At 37.6% G+C, this 22,375-nt stretch carries 14 protein-coding genes; 2 read left to right on the forward strand and 12 right to left on the reverse strand.

Features of this window, described 5'->3' with window-relative positions; translation table 11 throughout:
• Positions 1–546: 546 nt before the first annotated feature.
• On the forward strand, positions 547–3,648 hold the full coding sequence (gene rne / locus DBO93_RS10365) for a ribonuclease E (protein ID WP_204100616.1): 3,102 nt from the start codon (positions 547–549) through the stop codon (positions 3,646–3,648).
• Between the two features lie 207 nt (positions 3,649–3,855).
• Here rne and DBO93_RS10370 read toward each other — a convergent pair whose 3' ends face one another.
• Entirely contained in the window at positions 3,856–4,338 is a 483-nt protein-coding gene (locus DBO93_RS10370; protein ID WP_275403650.1) for a low molecular weight protein-tyrosine-phosphatase, read from the reverse strand.
• 439 nt (positions 4,339–4,777) lie between these two features.
• Positions 4,778–5,431: a cupin domain-containing protein gene (locus DBO93_RS10375; protein ID WP_108456282.1), complete on the reverse strand. Its 654-nt coding sequence runs from the start codon at positions 5,429–5,431 to the stop codon at positions 4,778–4,780.
• Between the two features lie 438 nt (positions 5,432–5,869).
• On the opposite strand from DBO93_RS10375, the gene DBO93_RS10380 reads away from it, so the two are divergent.
• On the forward strand, positions 5,870–8,473 hold the full coding sequence (locus DBO93_RS10380) for an EAL domain-containing protein (protein ID WP_108456283.1): 2,604 nt from the start codon (positions 5,870–5,872) through the stop codon (positions 8,471–8,473).
• Positions 8,474–8,488: 15 nt separating this feature from the next.
• Here the strand turns inward: DBO93_RS10380 and DBO93_RS10385 are convergent, their stop codons facing one another.
• From DBO93_RS10385 to DBO93_RS10430, 10 genes are all read right to left on the reverse strand, one after another.
• Positions 8,489–9,388, reverse strand: coding sequence for an ABC transporter ATP-binding protein (locus DBO93_RS10385; RefSeq protein ID WP_108456284.1), 900 nt, complete (start codon positions 9,386–9,388; stop codon positions 8,489–8,491).
• The gene (locus tag DBO93_RS10390) at positions 9,385–10,200 is read right to left on the reverse strand and encodes an ABC transporter permease subunit (protein WP_108456285.1); all 816 of its coding nucleotides are present in this window, start codon (positions 10,198–10,200) and stop codon (positions 9,385–9,387) included. Before DBO93_RS10390 ends, DBO93_RS10385 begins: the two co-directional genes overlap by 4 nt.
• Before the next feature lie 156 nt (positions 10,201–10,356).
• Positions 10,357–12,996, reverse strand: a complete 2,640-nt coding sequence (locus DBO93_RS10395; protein ID WP_108456286.1) for a DUF748 domain-containing protein — start codon at positions 12,994–12,996, stop codon at positions 10,357–10,359.
• Positions 12,997–13,133: 137 nt separating this feature from the next.
• Positions 13,134–13,805: a DUF2959 domain-containing protein gene (locus DBO93_RS10400; protein ID WP_239058963.1), complete on the reverse strand. Its 672-nt coding sequence runs from the start codon at positions 13,803–13,805 to the stop codon at positions 13,134–13,136.
• Complete coding sequence (locus DBO93_RS10405) at positions 13,802–14,032, reverse strand: hypothetical protein (RefSeq protein ID WP_108456287.1); 231 nt, start codon at positions 14,030–14,032, stop codon at positions 13,802–13,804. Before DBO93_RS10405 ends, DBO93_RS10400 begins: the two co-directional genes overlap by 4 nt.
• A 216-nt stretch (positions 14,033–14,248) precedes the next feature.
• On the reverse strand, positions 14,249–15,703 hold the full coding sequence (locus DBO93_RS10410) for an alanine/glycine:cation symporter family protein (RefSeq protein ID WP_108456288.1): 1,455 nt from the start codon (positions 15,701–15,703) through the stop codon (positions 14,249–14,251).
• A gap of 137 nt (positions 15,704–15,840) precedes the next feature.
• Positions 15,841–16,779 (reverse strand): cation diffusion facilitator family transporter, encoded by a 939-nt coding sequence (locus DBO93_RS10415; RefSeq protein WP_108456289.1) that lies wholly within the window; start codon positions 16,777–16,779, stop codon positions 15,841–15,843.
• Between the two features lie 97 nt (positions 16,780–16,876).
• Positions 16,877–20,086 carry a CusA/CzcA family heavy metal efflux RND transporter gene (locus DBO93_RS10420; protein ID WP_108456290.1) on the reverse strand — a complete coding sequence of 1,070 codons (3,210 nt, stop codon included), beginning with the start codon at positions 20,084–20,086 and terminating at the stop codon, positions 16,877–16,879.
• Between the two features lie 34 nt (positions 20,087–20,120).
• The gene (locus DBO93_RS10425; protein WP_239058964.1) at positions 20,121–21,593 is read right to left on the reverse strand and encodes an efflux RND transporter periplasmic adaptor subunit; all 1,473 of its coding nucleotides are present in this window, start codon (positions 21,591–21,593) and stop codon (positions 20,121–20,123) included.
• Positions 21,594–21,805: 212 nt separating this feature from the next.
• Complete coding sequence (locus DBO93_RS10430; RefSeq protein ID WP_162533764.1) at positions 21,806–22,153, reverse strand: hypothetical protein; 348 nt, start codon at positions 22,151–22,153, stop codon at positions 21,806–21,808.
• Positions 22,154–22,375: the final 222 nt, after the last annotated feature.

Consider the following 22,375-nt stretch of genomic DNA (forward strand, 5'->3'; position numbering starts at 1 on the left):
TAAATAAAGTGTGATAATAGGATGGTTACCGCTATATTTAAGCCGTAACAAGTAAAAAGGATGCTTTAAGCGAGACGTAAGAGGCAAATATGCGGCCACGTTAGTGTTAGATAATTTTATTAATCATCATTATCCAGATACTAAAAGTAAGGCCTATTGTGAATTTGACGCGTGTAACTTGTCAAAAACAACACATAAACATATTGTCCCGCGCAATAAAGCAATTATGTAATTAAACAGAAGAAATAAGTCACATTTCCAATCGTTAAAATATTAGAAAAACACGATAAAATTATCGAACTAACATTAACGAGGCACTTTTTTTCTGTTGCGCACAGCACACATGCTGGGCACATAAAGAATCAATTTTACTGTGGTGTTTTACATCTCAGTTATAAAGACAATCAGAATTTTTAACAGCTTGCTGCGTAATATGGCGTAGTAAGATTGACACCCGTGAGGCTGACAAGTTGCTGTTACCATAGCGATAGATTACTTTGTGTTCTAAGCAATGGTGTGTTGTGACTAAAATGAGTCACACAAACTATGAAACGTATGTTAATTAATGCTACACAATCTGAAGAATTACGTGTAGCACTTGTCGATGGTCAACAACTTTACGATTTAGATATCGAAAGCCCTGGTCACGAACAAAAAAAATCAAATATTTATAAAGCTAAAATCACCCGTATTGAACCGTCGTTAGAAGCGGCGTTCGTTGACTACGGTGCTGACCGTCACGGTTTCTTACCAATGAAAGAAATCGCTCGTGAATACTTCCCTAAAGGTTACAGCTTCCAAGGCCGTCCTAATATCAAAGAAGTGCTTCGCGAAGGCCAAGAAGTTATTGTACAAATTGATAAAGAAGAGCGTGGCCAAAAAGGCGCAGCGTTAACTACTTTTATCAGTCTTGCGGGTAGCTATTTAGTATTAATGCCAAACAATCCTCGTGCAGGCGGTATTTCACGTCGTATCGAAGGTGATGAGCGTACCGACCTTAAAGCTTCATTAAGCAAACTTACCCTACCTAAAGGCATGGGTTTAATTGTTCGCACCGCTGGTGTTGGCAAAGAATATGAAGAGCTTGAATGGGATTTAAATGTTTTAACACACCATTGGAACGCTATTTCAGAAGCTGCTGCTAGCCGTTCTGCTCCATTTTTAATACATCAAGAAACCAACGTTATTTTACGCGCAATTCGTGACTATTTACGTCGTGATATTGGCGAAGTGTTAATTGATCGTCCAAAAATATTTGAAAGTGTTAAAAAACATATCGAGATTGTTCGTCCAGACTTTTTAAGCAAAGTTAAGCTATATAGCAACGACGTTCCTCTATTTACCCATTATCAAATAGAAACACAGATAGAAACAGCCTTTCAACGTGAAGTTCGCTTACCTTCTGGTGGTTCAATTGTTATTGATCCAACTGAAGCACTAACATCTATCGATATTAACTCTGCCCGTGCAACAAAAGGCGGAGATATTGAAGAAACAGCATTCAACACCAACTTAGAAGCCGCAGAAGAAATTGCTCGTCAATTACGCTTGCGTGATTTAGGTGGTTTAGTGGTTATCGATTTCATCGACATGACCCCTGTTCGTCATCAACGTGAAGTTGAAAATAGAATGCGCGATGCAGTCAAACAAGACAGAGCACGTATTCAACTTGGTCGTATTTCTCGTTTTGGTTTACTTGAAATGTCACGTCAGCGCTTACGCCCTTCTATTGGTGAAACTAGCCAAGGTGTTTGTCCTCGATGTAGCGGTACAGGTCATGTTCGTGGTGTAGAGTCATTAGCATTATCTGTTTTACGTTTAATGGAAGAAGAAGCCATTAAAGACAATACACAGCAAGTTCAGGCGCAAGTGCCAGTACCTGTTGCTACGTATTTATTAAACGAAAAGCGTCGCTCAGTATTTCATATTGAAAAACATCACAATGTTAATATTTTGATTATCCCTAATCCGAATATGGTTACACCACAATATGAAGTTATCCGAGTAAGAAAAGACGAAGGTATCGAAGAAGCAAGCTACGACATGGCGATTAAACAAGCAGTGCCAGAAGAAGCTGTAATGCCTAAATTCGATAAAGAAGTTAATAAGCGTGATGAGCCTTTACTTCAAGGTATGTCTTCACCTAAACAAGCGCCTAAAATGGCAGAGCCTGTAGCTGTTGTTGAGCAAGAAGCTCCAGAGAAAAACTTAATCACAGTTGCTATTGACTGGGTTAAATCACTTTTTGCTACTGAAGAAGAAGTAAAGCCAGCAGTCAAACAACCAGAAAAAACTAACAATAGAAATAATGAACGTCGCCCACAACGTGGTCGTCAAGGACAGCGTCGCAATAACCGTAATGACTCTCGTAGCGAAAATCGTAATGACACTCGTAACGAAAGCCGTAATGATAATCGCAACGACAAGCGTAAAAGCCAAGCACCTGTAGCAAATACTGACAATGCTCAAAAGCAAAGTAGTACTGAAAGCGCTGCACCGGCTAAGCCTCAAAAAGAACGAGTTCAAAAACCTAAAGAAGAAAAAGTTGCTGAACGTCGTCAACGTCGCAACAATCGTAAAAAAGTTCGTGTAGATACCAGTGATAAAAACACGACGACGACTGAAACAACTAAAGTTGAAGCTAAAGTGGTTAACACCACACCCGCAGACACTAATGTGGTTGAAAGTAATAATGTTGAAGCTAAGATTGTTAATACCGCAGCAACTGAAGCGACTATTAATGTTGATACAACATCTGCTGAGCAAACAACTAACGCGACAAAAGATGAGCAGCGTCCTAGAAGTAGACGTTCACCTCGCCACATGCGTGCTCACGGTCAACGTCGTAGACAAAATACAGAAACTAACGATGTAAGTGAAATTACTGAAGATCCTGTTACTGCTCGCTACCCTGAGCAAGAAACAGTTTCAGCAGATACTAACGTAAATGAAGTTAGCGAAGCGAATGAAGTAACTGAGTCTGCCCCAACTGTCGAACAAGTTCAAAAAGTTCAAGCAGATGCGTTAAGCGAAGTTATTAATGACCCTGAAAATGAAGTTCAACAAAACTTACCTTTTGATGAACCTCAGGCTGAAGCTACTGAAGAAGTTAGTGCTCCAGTAAAAGAACCAGTAACACCTGTTGAATCAGTTATTACTCCTGTAGAAGATGTAACACCTACAGTAGTAGTTGCTGAAGAAAAAACAGAAGTGGTTATCAGTGAAGCAGTTGTAGAACCTGTCTCAGAAACTGTTGCAGAAACGCCTGTTGCAGCTACAGTTGAGCAAACGACACCTGTAAAAGAACTTTCAGATGAAGTTAAAACTGAAGCTTCAACAGATGTAGTAGTTGAAGCAAGTTCAGAGGTAACTGCAGAGAAAACTTCAGCAGTTGATGAAAAACCTGTAAAAGTGCGCGCTAAAGTTAAAAACATTAAGCGTCAAGTTAAAGCTTCATCAAAAAAAGCAGCAGGTAAAGCATCAGCACCAATGACTAAGCCAGAAACTGTTGAAACTAGTGGCACTATCCCACGCGACTTTGTAGCCGCTGAGAATAGAGCAGCACATGCAACCTCAGGTAAAACTGCACTTGTTGCTAATGTTACTAGCCGAACATCAGCAGGACCAACTAAACCGACATTGAGTTAAGTTATCCTGTAACTCTCACTATCAACGTAAGAGTTTAAAAACAAAAAGCCAATTGCGTTACGCAATTGGCTTTTTTATTTGTTATGTACAGTGCTGATATTTTTTATATACATATAGGACTTTACTATAAAAGCATTAAATACTGTCTGGCCCTGAATGCGCTTTTATACTTTTACCTTTCAACTTAAGATTCGACTGAGGCAACTCTTATGCGCTTTTAAGCCGTTTAATAAGACCATCACTAGCATCTTCGACTAAATCTAATACAAATTGAAATCCTTTAGCACCACCATAATATGGATCAGGTACTTCTGTATCCTCAAAATTTTCTGCGTAATCTAAAAACAACTGCACTTTATATTGCAAATGTGAAGGAGCAATTTTCAATAAATCCTGCACATTTTTGTCATCCATGGCTAAAATAATATCAAATTTTTCAAAGTCATCTTCTGTAACTTTACGTGCTTTAATTTTATCAAAAGAATATCCACGGGCAATACCAGCCTTTTGCGCACGATGATCAGGTTTCTCACGCGCATGTGAGCCAACAGTACCGGCAGAGTCTATTGTCAGCGAAAATGCTTTAGCCTTGTGACGAAATACCGCTTCTGCACTCGGTGATCTACATATATTGCCCATACAGACAAATAAAATAGACTTTACACTTTTTAAATCAGCTTGATTAGTCACAAAGATATTCCTATTTTCTTTAATAATATAAAATGGATTAAAAGTGCTTCCACACTTAATAATCATTGAATTAGATATCCACAAACATCAACATTTAACCGCCTTAGAGTAGAAAATACAATGTTCTCCTCTTATATGGTTATTGTTATCTTAACCATTACCCATCCTTTATTCAAAAGATAGCCGATGAAAGAGTTAATTCAAACTTATAACAATCACCATTAATTAAGTGCCAATACGGTTACAGATATTAGTCATCATCAGATAACATTACATGCACAATACATGCACAATACAGGGCAAGTAAAACTATAACGCGCAAGCTATATTTCCACAACGCTCTTCCTTCAATTGTGTAAGTTGTTAATACACAGAAAACGCTTAACAATATTTAAGATAAAACACTGTCTATAAGTGGTGAGTTACCCGTATTTAATCTTTAGTTTTCTGCTAGATGCCCAGTTTTAACCCATATCAATGTATCTTGCTCAACATAAGGGTGATGAGCACTTAAATGTGGGCTTCTGATCCAAGTACCTGCTGGGTAATGTCCAAGTTCATCAATAAGCTCTCCACTGATGACATAAATCTCTTCCCCATTAAAGTGATTATGTAAAACAAATTTCTCTCCTGCAGGCCAAAAAACAAGAGCAACATTTTCGTTTTCAAAACTATGTAACGGCTTTACTTTTAAATTACCGTAACCGGGTAGCCATGTTTGTTGAGCTGTATCGATACTGATGCGTTGAGTATCTAAAGGTGACATTTGGTGTAGCTTAACCAGTAATTCACATCCCTGAATGCTAAAAGGCGCATGTATAAAGCCTTTAGGGTTGCGAAAATAACTGCCTGCTGGATAATCCCCGGTTTCATCAGAAAACACACCTGAAAGCACGTAGATTTCTTCACCTAAAGGATGATTATGTGAAGTAAATTTTGCACCTGCTTCATATCTAACAATACTGGTTGCATGACCGCTTTCACGGTTCTCACGCGCTAATGGTTTTCTCATAACACCAGGTGAAGGGCTTTTTTCCCAAGCTTTTTCTGCTGTATTAATTACAACCCGTTGTTTAAAGTCCATATTAATCATATTAAGTTTTCTCACTTGCATTGGTAGACTGGTATGCTGGCTATTTTTTCATATTAATCAGGTTGAAGTTAATTCATCAAGTAAGCTAATAATCTAGCCCAAAGGTTTAACGATGAATTAAATACAAAAAATACAAATTAAAGTTATTACTTGAATTCGCTATTTCTGCTACATTAATAGTATTGCTAGTATAAATTGATAAAGGCTTATAATTCAGTTAGCTTTCACTCAATTTAAGCGTGTCGGTATCTTTATTTCAGCTTAATTATGCCTAAGCTGTATTAAATCGATTGAGCTATTAAACAAGTATAAGCTAAATAGTAAGCCATATATAATTGCAAGAAAGCTTATCGACACTTGAAAACTATAAACTCAAAAAATGTTTACTGCACTAAGGGTAAAACCTTAATTACTATTCACTTATAAGAGTATTTATTTTTGATATTTCCCGAATTAAGTAAAAAAATCTCTACGGCTATTGTTGCCTTAATTTTATTCGCCATAACATTAAGCTTTGTTAGTTTAGTGAATGATATTGACCAGAAAAACATTGATGAGTTCAACAGCCCATTTACCATTAACAGCAGCTACTTCATAGATAAGAGCAATAATGCTGATATAAATGAGGTTTTAACCTCTGCCCAATTTATCGAAAGTAACATAAATAGTATCCCTTATGCACTTGCAGAGCAAAGCTACTGGATAAAGCTTTCCTTGCATTATCCAATCGGAAAATCACTATTATCAGTCAACATTCAAGAAAGACGAGCATATGAAAATGAGCATTTAGTCTTAATGGCTGAGCATAGTATGCTTGATAGCTTTATTGTTTACGAGCTAGGCGCAATCAAAGCACCAACAATACTTTTTGACAAGTCTTTAACTGACTTAGAAGTTAGCCAAAACGTATATCCTGCAGTAAATCTAGAGCTAAACCAGTTTGGTTATAGCGAATACTTAATAAAACTAAAGAGCTCAGGTCCTCCTAATATCCCTTTGCAATTGTTTAAACCAGACGATTTTGAACAAAGGTTACTATTGTCTCAGCTTATATATGGTGCATTTATTGGCATTTTGCTCATTATTGCTATCTATAATTTAGTACTATTTTTTGCTGGCAAAGATAAGGTTTATTTACTCTATATAGGATACCTCATATCTGCTTTTGCCGTGCTTTCATCATTAACTGGCTATGGGTACTTTCTTTTTTCTGAACAGGTAATGCACTTACTTAATCAATACCTCATCTTTAATGACTTTTTATTAATTATATTCCTTCTATTATTTACTTTATTCTTTTTACGCTATGACAGATTAAATCACTGGGCCTATAAAGTTTGCATTGGCTTTGTCGCTATTATAAGTCTATTAGCTCTGTATTCACTTTCATTAGATGAATTAGCACAAACCAAACTATTTTTCTCCATACAGCCATTATTCTATATTGTCGCGCTTTACCTTATTTTTAATCGTTTAAAACAAGATTTTTCTTGGGCACGCTTTTACTTTTTATCTTGGTTGCCTTTGTTTGTTGGTGCAATTATTCAACCTATGGTGTTGCTAAATCAACTTGAATATAGCTTTTTAACCGGTCATGCCTTTCTATTTGCCATTATGATTGAAGTTACCTTTATGGCTTTTGCATTAGCTGAACGCATTCGCCGAAGCGAGCAAGAAAAATTAACCATGATTGCTTATCATCAAAGTAATCATCTCCCTAGACAAACTAATCTAGAACACAAAATTAATGAAATTTTAAAGGACGACATTCAAGACTTCACTGTTATCGTCATTAAGCCTGAGCAATTTCAACGTATTGAGCTTTATATAGATGAGCAAACTAGAGTTAAATTCATTCAAGATTTAAATCAAAAGCTCTCGTCATTATTTAGGTTCAATGATGCTGTACTTCATACGACTGACCAACTCGAAAAACTATGCTATTTGGAAAACTGTAGCTTAGCAATGGTGATTAACAACGTAGATAATGAGCAAAATATAGAGCTATTCATTCACTCTATTCAACAAGCAGTTCAAGATGTTTACTCGATTAAAAATCTTAAGTTACCCTTATCAGCGTTTGTTGGTTTAGCTACGTATCCTGAGCATGGTAGTTCAAGTGCAAGTTTAATCAGTAATGCATCAATTGCCGCAAGTAATGCCGAAACTAGCCAAAGCAAATGGACTTATTATGCGCAAAAAGACAGTGAAAATAGCCCATCTTCAATACAATTAGCCATTGATTTAGAGCAAGCGATAACCCATAAAGGCTTTGAGTTATTTCATCAACCGCAGATTGACCTAAAAACAAATAAAGTTTGTAGTAGCGAGTGTTTAATTCGTTGGAATCACCCAGTGCTAGGCGCAATATATCCCGATGTATTTATTGCGATAGCAGAAGATTTTGGTTTAATGCCATCGCTAACATTATGGGTAGTAGAAACGGCGCTAACTCAACAGGCTCGGCTTACTGAACATACGGGTCTAAACCATATGGTTTCTATAAATATCAGCGGTAAAGATCTTATTCAAGCTAATTTTATTGATGACGTTGCCGGTATAATTAGTCGTTGTGATATTAAAGCTGAAAAAATTATTTTTGAATTAACTGAGTCTATTTCTTTTGCGCAAAATAATATTGCTATAAATACTATTGAGAAGCTTATTGAACTGGGTATTACTATTAGTATTGATGACTTTGGTACAGGTTACTCATCGCTATCTCAAATTAATCAATTACCCTTCCAAGAACTCAAAATAGACCGAGAATTTGTTGAAGATGTATGTAGTGACATTAAACGTAAAGTGATTGCTGAAACTGCTGTAAAAATGGCAAAAGGACTTGGATTAGAAGTGGTCGCCGAAGGTATAAACAGTGCTTTAGATGAAGAAACCCTGCGCAGTTTCGGCTGTGATATTGGTCAAGGCTATTTTTATGCTAAACCTATGTCTTATGATGATTACCTAGAATGGCTAAACAATCTGACTAATGGTCAAATACCTAAAAGTTTAGATGGCGAATTTATTCCTGTTGATAAATAGCGCCACTAATTATGCTTAAAACAATTGGTTTTCTAAAGTTTTACCATTAATAATTTGTGTGTAAGACCAATTGTTTTTTATTAACATATTGAGTAATTCAATTTCAACATTACCTACGTCATGCTCATTATTAATCGTGAGTAAATATTCTCTATCTTGCGTCATATCAATATGTTCAACACTGGGTATTTGGCTTATTGACGCTATTATATCTTGATATTGCTGTTTCATTCTCAAGGTTAAATAACGAGTATTGACATTATTACCATGAGTTTGATGTTGCTTTAATTTACCATTTTCTAGATACAGTACCCGATCACATAATCGTTCAAGCTCATTAAGATCATGTGAGCTTAAAATAAAGTTAACCTCACTAGCATGATCCGCAACAATTGCACGAATCTCTCTAGCATTTACAGGGTCAAGCCCCGCAGTAGCCTCATCCAGCATCACAATTTCAGGACTGCCCAATAAAGCTTGAGCTATAGTGGCGCGTTTACGCATGCCATGCGATAACTCGCTAGGTAAACTGTTAACAGCATCTAATAAGCCCACCATCTCTAACACTCTTAGCGTGTCGTTTTTAGCCTGTTTTCGGCTCATGCCTTGCAATCGTGCATAAAAGGATAATTGCATAGCGATAGAGAACCTAGGGTCCAATTGTGCATCTTGAGGTAATGCTGATAAACGCCCAAATAATGCAGAGTGTCCGGGTGAATGACCCAAAACACTGATATTGCCTGAAGACGGTTGTATATAACCACATAACAAACTAAATAAGGTGGTTTTTCCAGCGCCATTTGGCCCAACTAGCGCAACTGGAGCACCTTTTTCTAACGAAAATTCAACATTATTGAGGGCCGTATTATTACCGTACTTTTTCGTTAATTGTTGAACATCAATAATTAAACTCATAATGAAGCCCTCTTCATCATTAAATGGCTACCAATGAGTAAAACAGCCGTTTGTAGTAAAGGCAAAAAGTATTGACTTGCAATATCACTACTTTGAGATAAAACACTACTGATTTGCCCACCAGGAAATATTAAGTTGAGATAAAAATTTTGGCCAAATTGATATTCTATAAATACAACGAATAAAGGACCTAAGGCAAAAAATAGGGTTGCAACCACAATAGCAAGTCGTGCAGAGGTAACAAAAGTATTAAGCAAAGACATAAGTGCAATAAACGGTGCTACCACGATAATTAATTGCAAACACAGTTGAATGCCAAGCATAATACTGTCGGTCAATAAGGTTATATCTCTTAAACTTGCTAATATAGTTGTCGCAATAGCAGTCAATAAAATCAATATCGACATGATTAATAATTGCCCTAAAAAACGTCCCAAAACTAACTCTGCTCGGGTTGTACGTAAAGTAATAAACCTTAATGTACCACGCTGCTTGTCTGAACAAATTTGATCGCTACATACCAATAACGCAAAGCTTGGAAAGAAGTAAATCGCCACTAACCAATAAATAGCGTATTCAGCAACAGGCCAATCTAACAAGGCAGAAAGCCCTAAAGCGCCAAATAATTGTTTTGCCATACTTTCAAACGAGTTCGATGTAACAATCGCTGATGCAGAGCCAACAAAATAATAAAGAATAATAAACCAGATAGCAGCAAATGCTAATAACGCCAGTAAGCCGCGTTTAGTTTTAAATAAACGTACGATTTCAAACGTAATTATATTAAAGAGTCTTGAAAGGTTAATGTTCAATTGGCACCGCTATTTTATAGGTTAAGCTCAGTAAAGTAATTGTCGGTTAATGAGCTTCCTCATTAACCGATTAGGAATTATTTCATGCTCTATGTTCACATGGACAGCCTTAGTGCTGACCATGTGAGTTTAATTAGTCATAGATTTTAAAGTAGACTAAATAACAAACTTAATACGAGGTTTAGCCCCTTCTGATGTATCTATTTGTGCTTTACAAAATAATAGCCTAGCTGAAGGCACTTTTAATTGATCGACTAAGTGAGACTTGAATAAATCAACACGTTGTTGTGATATTTTGCTTAAACGTGCAATATTTTCTGGTAAATGTGCTTGTGTCGCATCCGCTAGCTCTATGTCACTCGCCGTTGCTACCGCACAAAGTTTAACATTGGTATTTTCCCTGTCTGCCAACATCACGGCCATTTGTCGGCTAAACTCTAGTTGTTCTGCGTTTAATTCAATAGCTGTTGCAGGATAAACTAAATCATTTATTCTCAGTTTAAGTGCAAACTCACCTGCTGCCATTGCTACTTTCATTACACTTGCATAAGGCACAAATGTGGTAATTAAATAGTCTTTCGCTGCTGACATAGTCGCTTGCTTAACCAGTAATGTTAATAATCCTGATAAGCCAAAAGAAGGTGAGTTTGTGTCACCTTTTAACGGCAAGGTCAGTTCAACATTACCATCAGAATCTTTTAACATACCTAAAGCAACATTAAACGGTACGCTGAAGCCATCAGATATCGCGCCTCTTTCATTATTATCAGCCGCAGTAAACTCTACACCTCTTAATAAAATATCAACATCGCCATTAATTTTATTTCCAGTCAAGCCAGCATCAATAGTGAGATCGAGTTGACCGCTTTCAATTTCATATTTTAATGCTTGTTTAATATAGCTAGAAACACCCGGTAAACTGAGTTCTTTAACCACAGCATTTAGTTTGAATTTTTGTTGTTCTGCAAACGGAACACCGCGACCTTTTATATCAAAGCTAGCGTATTTATCTGTTTTCCCTTGTATATCAAGTAGCATTTCTTGTTCAGGGGTACCCGTATCAACATCAGATAAAAGCAGATGCGTAATATTGACATTACGCTCATAGTTCGGTGTAACACTGCTGTCTTTAAAGTCTACTTGAGCATCATCTAATAAGGTAAATTTACCTAATCTAAATGCTTGTTTCGCCACGGGAGCAGCTTTGTCTAACTCGGCAGCTTCTTCGCTAATTTGCTTGCTGTCTTCCTTGCTCGTTACTTCGTTAGTCACCTTTGGATTTTCAATCGTTTTATCTGTGTCTTCATTACTGCTTGCGCTATTTAGAGCAACAAGTGTAGCTAACTGTTTATCTTTATCGAGTAACACATTAGCAACCACCCCAGATAGGGCTATATCATTAATAGCAATAAGCTCTGGGCTGTATTCAATTGTATTTACAGTTAAACCGTTAAATGCGGCTAACGATGGCATTTTTTGTTCAATATTTTTTGAGAACTGGCTTTTAGCAACAACCACGCTTTCAATATTTACTTTCGGTTTGTTGTCTTGATATTGAAGAGCAATATTATTAATCGATATATTTGCAATTTCGGCTAACAATGCTTCTTTGTCTGCTGCATTTGCCGTAACTCCATCGATGGTCACATTAATCAAGGTATCGATACTTATCGGGTTATTATCAGAAATTATAACCGCTAAGTTTTTTGCCTGAGCTTTTTGATTTTTAACCGCAATAGCAATATTGTTTTGCACAACATTAAGATCATCAATAGTCAGCATCAACTCACCCATATTAACTAATGTTTGCGCTTTACTTAACGCGATATTGTATTGGTTAGAATTAGCTACTTTGCTATCAACTTCACTATCAGCTTTTAAAACAGAAGATGTAGATGATGGCGGCGATTGAAATTCAAGTATTTGCTTTTTAACTGAAATGGCTAGGTTCTCTTGCTCAACAATTAAGTCTTCAACAGCTAACAACAGTTCCTTAAAATTAATTAACGTTTCTTTTTCGTTAATGGCAATATTAAACTTACTGGCATGACTAACCTTGCCTTTGAGCGTTAAAATCTCTGGTGGTAAGAAGGCTTTTACTGTATTTAATTCGATATTTTTGGCATCAAGCTCAACACTAATAATCCCTTGTTGTTTCAGTAAACTCCCATCAATCTTCACTTTAACTGGTGCGCCATTTAAATGGCTGACCAAGTTTAATTTAATATCTTGCTCACGTTGAGACAATAAAATGTTCTGTAATGAAATAGAGTCTAATTGAATGTTATGTTTCTGTGAAAAATACATTAATTCAATATGTGCATCTGATAATTGGAATTCAGGCACAATAACTTGATAAGGAAAGTTGCCACTGTCAGGAACGTTTTCAGGCTCAGGTTCGACTGGAACAGGGTTTTCATCCATTAATTCAATACCGGCAATATTGAGGGAAGATTCGTTCACCGTAATAGGAATAAAGATACCATTGAGGGTAAATTCAGCGATATATATTTTATCAAAAAGTAACTGGTACAAATGCAACTCTGCATTGAGACTTTGCAGTTTAAGTGCACTATTTTTTTCATTCGCTTTTACTTCTAAATCACTTATCGTTAAATGTGCTGTAAATGGGTTATAGCGAATACTCGATTTATCGGTAAGTAGTAATGGCTTAGGTAAGCCGTAAGTATTGATAACGTAGCGTATTATAGTTGGTGAGAGTAACCAAATGAGAGCATAAATAACGATAAAACTGATAACTAAAATTTGAACTAGGCGTTTAAAATAACGACCCATACTAGATTCCTATATATAACAAATAAGCACAACCATGAACAACTTCATTGAAATGTTATTGTACTGTTTATATGATTCAAAAAATGAAAAGACTATCGAAATATTATCCGATAGCCTCTTTTAAAAAGCTTAACAAGCTACTCGGCTTTTAACAAGTCGATAAATTGTTGAGATTGCTCTATAGCTTGACTCATGTCAGCGACTAACGATTCAACATCACGTTTTATCGTTTTATATTCACCTTGTAGAGCACCAATGGCTTGCGCATTTAAATTATGTTTAAGATATAAACTGTTATCTTTTAATGCAGATAAAACTGGCGCCATTCTGTCTTTGGCACGATACATAGACTTAATAAGTCTTTGATAAGTACGTTCAGTTTCTCTTAATTTTTGTTGGCTTTGTTGCTTTAAGCTATTGCTCGCGTATTGTTGAATTTCATCATTCCATTCATCAAACAAGGCATCGGCCACACTTTCAATAGCGTCGATACGAGATGTTACTTCATCAGCAGAAGCTTTACTTGCTAAGTACTGATCATTAACCATCTCATATTGCGTCGCTAAATCACCACCATCGTAACTGATCAATTGCGTAAGTTGCTCTAACGCTGATTTAAACTGCACCTGTGCATCTTCTTGTGATGTTTGTGCGTCTTCAACTCTATCGAGCATAATATCGCGCTTATGTACGCCAACTTTTTCCATAGCTGAGTAATAAGCCGACTGACAACCGGCTAGCAATACGAGTGTAACAAGCATAAATGAAAATTTTGAAACAACACTTTTTTGCATTTTTAACTTTTTCATAAATTATTACCGCTACTAAATTTTGCAGCATCGATAATTGCCCATAAATGCGTAATTGCCGCAAATGCAATGGGGAATACTAACCATGAAAGTCCCCAAAAGATGCTCGCAAAAACAAAAAACAATAATGCCGGCAATATACGACCTTGAACCAACTGGCCTAAACCTGGAATAAAAAGACTGCAAATCGCGGCTAACACATTACCGCCTGAACCTTGCTGTGCCATAAAAATCTCCTAAATATAAAAAACACACATTAATATAATGAAAAGTATAGCATTAGATTAATTTGTAAGCTGCTGTTATTGGGTCTATATATTGTAAAAAAATAAGACACAATATTTGACTATATTTAACCTAACTTCTACTGCGCAATAGCTAAGCTTTGAGTAGAACTATCATCACGAGCTAAAACTATCGTTAGATTTATAGGCTAGCATTACTTAATCATTAAGCCTCTTTTTTTGCCAAATACCCTGTTCTACTTTGCCCTGAAGTTTAATATCATCAGCGTTAAATGCCATATCAGCATCACTTACGTTTTCAATTTTTCGTTTGGCATTATAGTCTTTAGTTAACGCAACTATGGTCGGTGTTAGTTGCACAATAGCGATAACATTCACTAAAGTCATCAACCCTAAAGCCACATCAGCCATGCTCCATACTTGTTTTAAACTAGCACTTGAACCCCAAAAAACCATCGCTAAATACATAGTTGTATATATAGTTCGGCCAATCTTATTATCGAGTTTGAAAAAATGTAAATTACTTTCAGCGTAAGCGTAATTTGCAACCACGGATGTAAAGGCAAACAAACTAATAGCCGCAGAAACGAAATAAACGCCGTTCTCACCTAAATGATGAGTAATAGCATTTTGGGTAACACGAATACCTTCCATTTCACCGGTAAAATTAATATCAGCCAGTAGAATAATAAACGCGGTGCAAGTACAAAGCACCATAGTGTCTAAAAACACCCCTAGCATCTGCACATAACCTTGTGTAACAGGATGATTAGGTACTGGCCTAGCACTGGCAGCGGCGTGAGGTACACTACCTGCTCCTGCCTCATTAGAGTACAAGCCACGTTGAATACCATTTTTAATCGCCGCGCCTAACATGCCAGCGCCAGCCTCTTGTAAACCAAAAGCTGACGTTATAATGTCATAAAGCATCGCAGGTACAGCAGTAATATTCATTAAGGTAATGGCTATCGCGACTAAAACAAAAGCAATGCCCATAAAAGGTACAACTAACTCGGCAAAGCGAGCAATACGCTTAAGTCCACCCAATACAATGCCACCCGCAAGTATGGTGATCACTAGCCCTGAATACATACTCGGAATGTTAAATGCGTGATTTAAAGAGTCGGCAATGGTATTAGCTTGCATCGCGCTAAAACTAAAGCCATAACCTAAGAATAAGCACAATGAAAATAATATCGCTAACCAACGTTGGTTTAGACCTTTTTGAATATAATAAGCTGGCCCACCTCTATATTCTTTATGGTCATCGCTCACTTTATAAAGTTGCCCTAAAACACTTTCAGCAAATCCCGTAGCCATCCCTAACAAAGCAATAGCCCACATCCAAAATATTGCACCACTACCACCAAGCGAGATGGCAACAGCTACGCCAGCTAAGTTACCCGTGCCTACTCGCGCAGACAACCCTATAAACAATGCCTGCAGTGAACTAATACCAGAATTGTCATCGGTGTTTTTATCCTGCTTACCGCTGTTTTTTATCACTGAAAACATATGACGAAAATTAAGGATTTGTATAAATTTCAGCTTAAATGAAAACCAAAAACCAGCGAACAACAATACATAAATGAGTACCTGCCCCTCACCCCATAAAACATTGTTAATGCTCGAAACAATTTGTTCGAAATTCATTATTACAGATCCTCATTATCCATGATGTTACATGCGGTTATAATAAAGCAATCAATTGATTTATTGATAATAATTTAAGCAAGAATTCTACCTTAGCAAATTTTAAAGTTAATTATTAGCGCGATCAAAAATTAACGTTAATAACAACTAGATTCTATCGCCTTACCTGATTGGTTAACTTCAATGGTTGAATGTTTAATGCCATACTTACTTGCTAACATAGTTTTAATCTCAGCTAAATCTATGGAAACGTTGTTAGTTACAGGCTCTACCTTACATTCTAAAAACAATTTATGTTCATCGAGTTGCCAAACATGAATATCTATAGCGGCACTCACACCTTTAATTAATTCAATATCCTCCTTAAGCTCACTGATTTCACATGTATCAGGCACTGCTTGCATCAATATTTTAATACTTTCAAGCGCTAGTAATCCACCGTGATAAAGCACATAGATTGAAATTAATATCGTCGCAATTACATCTACAACATACCACTGATAAAATATAATCAAAATGCCAGCAATTATAACCGCGACAGACGCCATAGCATCAGAAACATTATGAATAAACGCAGCGCGCAAATTCATGCTACTTTTTGCACCTGACATATAGGTTAATACCGCAGTGGCAATATCAATAACCAAAGCAATTGTGGCGATATAAATCACTATCCAGCCATCGATTTCAGTTGGACTAAAGTATTTACTTATCGCTTCATAAATAAGATAAAGACCAACAATAATAAGTGTAATGCTATTGATCAGCGTACCTACGATTTCGGCTCTTTGATAACCAAATGTCATATTTTCATCCGCTTGCTTAGCCGAAATTTTACGGGCGAAAATAGCAATTAAAATCGCGCCAGCATCACTTAAGTTATGTAAGGCGTCGGCGATCAAAGATAAACTACCCGATAGGACACCACCAATAATTTGAACAACGGTGAGTAAAATATTAATCAATACGGCAACAGTCAATTTCCCGTTTCCTGAGTGACCATGAGAGTGACTATGAGAATGGTTATGTGAGTGGTTATTTAAGTGATTACGAGATGTTGAATGATTACCAGACATATTTACCTCTTGGTAGTACTAATAATAAAAACAGCATGAATAAGTCGACCTTGACCTTATTCATGCACTATAAAAACGCTAGCTTTCATTCGCTAAATTAACGTTTCAATTCCACTATTTTAGCCTTCGAAAACCAACTAAAAAGCACCGGTAATACAAATAATGTTAGCAAAGTTGCCGTTACTAGCCCACCCACAATAACGCTCGCTAAAGGCCTTTGTATTTCTGCTCCTACACCATTAGACATTAACATAGGAATTAACCCTAACGCAGACGTTATCGCCGTCATCAGTACGGGCCTTAAACGTGAAGTTGCGCCTTCAAATACAGCTTTTGAAACCACTGAGCCGCCTTGAATTCTTTGGTTGATACTTTCCACCATCACCACACCATTTAATACCGCCACACCAAACAATGTAATAAAACCTACAGAGCTTGGTACTGATAAATATTGCCCTGAAAGGTATAATGAAAACACACCACCTATAATCGCTAATGGCACATTCACCAAAATTAGCATGGCTTGACCTATTGAGCCAAAAGCAAAATATAGCAATAATGCAATTAACCCTAGCGACACAGGTAAAACTATAGCGAGTCTAGCCTGCGCGCGCTGCTGATTTTCAAATTGACCACCAATAGCGACTGAATAGCCCGCAGGTAAATCAACATTGGCGGCAATAACCGCACGAATATCAGCTACAACACTGCCCATGTCTCGGTCTTGCACATTGGCTTGAATAACCACTCGGCGCTGAACATCATCACGACGAATTTGTGGTGGCCCAGATTCAAGTGAAATATCGGCAATGTCGCCTAGACGCACCCAAGCTCCCGTCGGTGATTGCAGACGTATCTCTGCAATGGTATCGCGACTATTACGACTGCTCTCCTGTAAACGCACATAAATATCATAACGTTCGTTGCCATTAATAACTTGGCCAGCAGTTATACCGCCAATACCATTTTGTACCAATGACATTACATCACCAACAGAAAAACCAAAACGAGACAACTGTTGCCTATTAGGCTTAATCACTAACTGCGCTTCACCAACAATTTGTTCCATGGCAACATCGCGAGCACCCTCTACCGATTTAATAGCGCTTTCAATCTCTTGCCCTTTTAATGCGAGAATAGTTAAATCAGGTCCAAAAAGTTTAATCGCTAATTGCGCTTTAACCCCCGACAGTAATTCATCTACACGGGTAGCAATAGGCTGTGAAAAATTAAGCAATAATCCTGGAAATTGCTCTAACTCTATTGCCATAAGACGTTGTAGTTCGTAACGATCGCTCGCACTTGTCCACTCACTAACGGGCTTCAAACCAATATAGATTTCAATGTTGTTTACAGGCTCGGGATCACCGCCAATTTCAGCTCGTCCCATGCGGCTTAGTGCATAGTCTACCTCAGGAAAAGCCATTAACTTTTCCTCTAATATCGGGGCGACTTGCAACGCGGTAGCTAAACTCGAAGACGGGGCCAATGTAGCACGCAGGTTAATCGTCCCCTCTTCTAATTCAGGCACAAACTCAGTACCTATTTTAGGTACTAAAACCAAAGCACTAAATAGCAATATTAATGAGATACCAATAATCATTTTGGCCTGTTGCATCGCGAGCGCTAAGCTTTTGCGATACCAACGTTCAAGTGGGCGTAAAATCATACTTTCACGCGCTTTAACACCTTTTTTAAACATATAAGTAGCCAAAGCAGGTACAACAATCAAAGCGACAAAAATAGCCGAAATTACCGCTAAAATAATACTTATCGCCATAGGTTGAAACAATTTAGCTTCCACGCCCTCAAAACTAAATAGCGGCATAAATACCACCAAAATAATAGACGCCGCAAAAAATATTGGTCGAGCAACCTCTTTACCTGCTTGCTTTAATCTTAATGGTATTCCGCTACGGTCATAGTGCAACACATCATGCGAGTCACTGTCAGTAAACTTAGTATCATTTCGAGAAATAACACTACTCGAATGCGCTTCATCAGGTCGATTAAGATGCCTAAACATGTTTTCAACCATCACTACTGAGCCATCAACCAACATGCCAATAGCTACAGCTATTCCGCCCAGAGACATTAGGTTTGCCGATAAGCCCAAGTACGACATGATCATTAACGTGATCGCGATTGAAATAGGAATGGAGATTAATACTAGAAAAGTCGCACGCAAGTTCATTAAAAACAAAGCTAGTACAATGGCGATAAAAATAAACGCAAGAATAAGTGACTCAACGACGGTGTTAACCGCTTTCACGATTAAGTCAGACTGATCGTAGAAAGCTTCAAAACGCACACCTTTTGGCAATGCTTGTTCAATTAAAGGTAAGCGCGCATTAATACCATCAATGGTCGATTTTGTATTTGCACCCATACGCTTAAGTACGATGCCCGAAACCACTTCACCTAGGCTTTCAATATCACCATTTTTGCTACGCCTAGTCATAGTGGCCGCACCTTGGCGAATTTCACTACCAAGTTCAACGGTGGCGACATCCGCAACTGTAATTACCGTACCAGCTACCGTTTTAACCGGAACTTGTTGAATATCAGTCAAGCCCGCGGCACCGCCACTAAACCAACCAGTTCCGCGTACCACTAATTGCTCTTGCCCGCGATTCATGTACCAACCACCGACATTGCTATTGTTATTTTCTAGCGCGCCAACAATATCGCTTTGACTCAGCTCATAAGAGAGTAATTTACTCGGTTCAATATTCACTTGATATTGACGAACATTACCGCCGAACGATAATACGTCGGTCACGCCATCAACCGGCATCAGCAATAACTTAACAATCCAATCGTTAAGACTGCGTAACGCCATCGCGTCATAACCAGCATCTTCATCAGCAATCAGTAAATATTGAAATACTTGCCCTAATCCTGAGGTATTTGGCCCCATTTCTGGCGTACCTACACCTTGTGGTATTAATTCTTTCGCCGCTTGTAAGCGCTCAAAAACTAATTGACGAGCAAAGTAAATATCCGTGCCTTCCTTAAAAACCACGGTAACACCCGACAAACCAGTTTTTGAAATTGAGCGCACTTGCTCAACATCAGGCATGGCATACATTACTGCTTCAATAGGGTAAGTAATTAATTGTTCTACTTCCTCAGCCGCTAAGCCTGGTGCCTCTGTATTTACTGCGACTTGTACGTTAGTCACATCAGGGAAAGCATCCAAATTTAACTGTGGGATAATAAACACTGAGCCAACCAGTGTTGCCGCTAACATCAACATCACCAATAGGCGATTATTGACAGAAAAATCGATCATTTTATTAAACATAATATTCTGCTCCTACTTCTTCGCTATTGATGAATTAATGGTTATGCGGATCAAAGCCGCCTTTAGCCATTTCAGAGGCCACAAAAAATGCACCTTTTGTCACAATACGAGTTAATGGAGCTAGGCCAATAATTTCACGATAACGACCTAATGAACGACCTAATGTTACTTCAACCGCCGTAAACTCTCCGGGATGATCTTCAACAAACACCGTCCAATCACCATCACTTGAGCGCATAAGTGCTGATTCGGGTACCGCCATTACTGCCGTATTAGTTTCAAAGCTAAAATTTACATTAACGAACATGCCAGGATGAAGACGGTCGTGATCATTCTTAACCGCCAAACGTACAATACGAGTACGCGTTTTTGGGTCTATAGTATGTGCCTCTTGAATGACAGTGGCGACAAAATATTGATCAGAAATTTCAATAACCGCTTGCGTACCTTTGGGCAAATTCAATTGCTTATTTGGCGAAACGCGCGCTTCAACCCATAGCTCGCTTTCATCTGCTAACACCATAATAGCGTCACCTGCTGATAGCCTTTGCCCTTGTGAGAAATCATCACTGAGTACAGCTCCTGCTCGCTGTGCAATTAAGGTGTATTCACCAAGTTCCTCAACATAAGCATTTAGCAAGTTACCCTTAACAATTTGTGCAATAGCGGTTTCAGTTAAGCCAAAGGCTTTCAAACGACTGTATGCAGAAATATAATCGGTTTCTGAGCTTAATAACTGGCTTTCACTCACGGTTTCTTTGCCGAGTTTTTTATTTCGTTGCCAGTCATTATAGGCAACACGATATTTCGCTTGTGCTTCGGCAACCGATTCACTAAACAGAGTGACTAAAGCATCGCCCTTTTCAACATGTTGCCCTAGCGTGGCATGGCGAGAAACCACCACAGATTCAGTGCGCGGAGAAACAATATAGCTTTTATAGCCATTGGCTTTAATCTCACCTGGTGCATAAACATGACTGGCAAATGTTTTTGCTGATATTGCTGAAATTTCAATACCGGCAAGTGCCATTTTTTCCACACTGAAACTTACACCTTCTTGATGATTACCTTCTGCAGGTTCTTTATCGCTTGATAAGGATAGTAAAGCGCTTTGAGAAAAGTTTTGGTTAACATCATTTTGTTCACCATGATTTTCATGGTCCTCTTCAGCACCTTCTACTCCATGTTGGTGTGGATTAACTTTAGTTTTATTGGTTTTTTGCTCAGTTGCTTTATTTCTTTTGTGATCATGACTGGCATGGTTATCTAACAATGTTGCCGTTTTTTCTGGTGATTTTTCGCTTGTCACATTAACTTCCCTTGCCATCACTGAAGTACTAAGTAACGTAGTTAATGTGAAAGGGACTAATAAAACCGCTGATTTTCTGAGAGTGCATATACCTGTTAAAACAGCGAGCTTTGCGAGTGAATTTATAATTAAACAAGGTGAAATATAACGTAAAAATAGCGCAGCCATATTAAAGCTACTCGGGTGAAACTTACTCATAGTGATACTCTTAATTTAGTTTTTTAAGATGACTTTTAAGATTGAAAATCGAGGTTTATTTATTTGATTGACTAAAACGCATCACGCAGCACTGAGTTGCATAAAGCAAATAACTCAGCTGAGTGTTGTTAAAGTAAACAAAACATATCGATTAACAAAGCATAAATATCCAAACCAGTGCATTGCATGTTCAGATAAATTTGAGGTAAGTTTTAAACTATAGGTGGGCGATGTTCGGGTGTTATCCAAAGTGACACTAAGGCTACTTTTCTGGTCAAAATATTATCATTACTTTTGTGCGTAAAGCTTGTTGAAATATTACAAGTAATATAAACAACCGATGGCGCATGACAATGGCAGCAATGATGACAATCGAATGGGTCTTGTTCACCGGCATCAGCATTATTAAGTGTACTAGCTAACGTGCCTTCTTGATGAGATTTATGTGATTGATCTAAGTTACGATGAGACAAATTTTGCGTTGAGTCTGTATTTTGGTGGCTGCTGTGTAAATCAAAAGCAGACGCAATTGTTTGACCAGCAAACAAAAGAGTAAACATTATAATTAACAAACGATTAAACACAGCTTTAGTTCTCTTAACAACGAAACATCAGTGTAAGTTAATTATTAGTGCCCTTCAACCTGAGTATGTTTAACTGCTTATGGTATTTTGGCTTAACTTGTTAAAAAGTAGTGTAACCTTTAAGTAGAGCTATATATTACGTAAAAAAACAGTAACATTTTAATACAAATCAAAACTATATATTGGTATTAAAAAGCA

Origin of the sequence: Colwellia sp. Arc7-D, from assembly GCF_003061515.1 — a bacterium.
Classification (GTDB): Bacteria; Pseudomonadota; Gammaproteobacteria; order Enterobacterales; family Alteromonadaceae; genus Cognaticolwellia.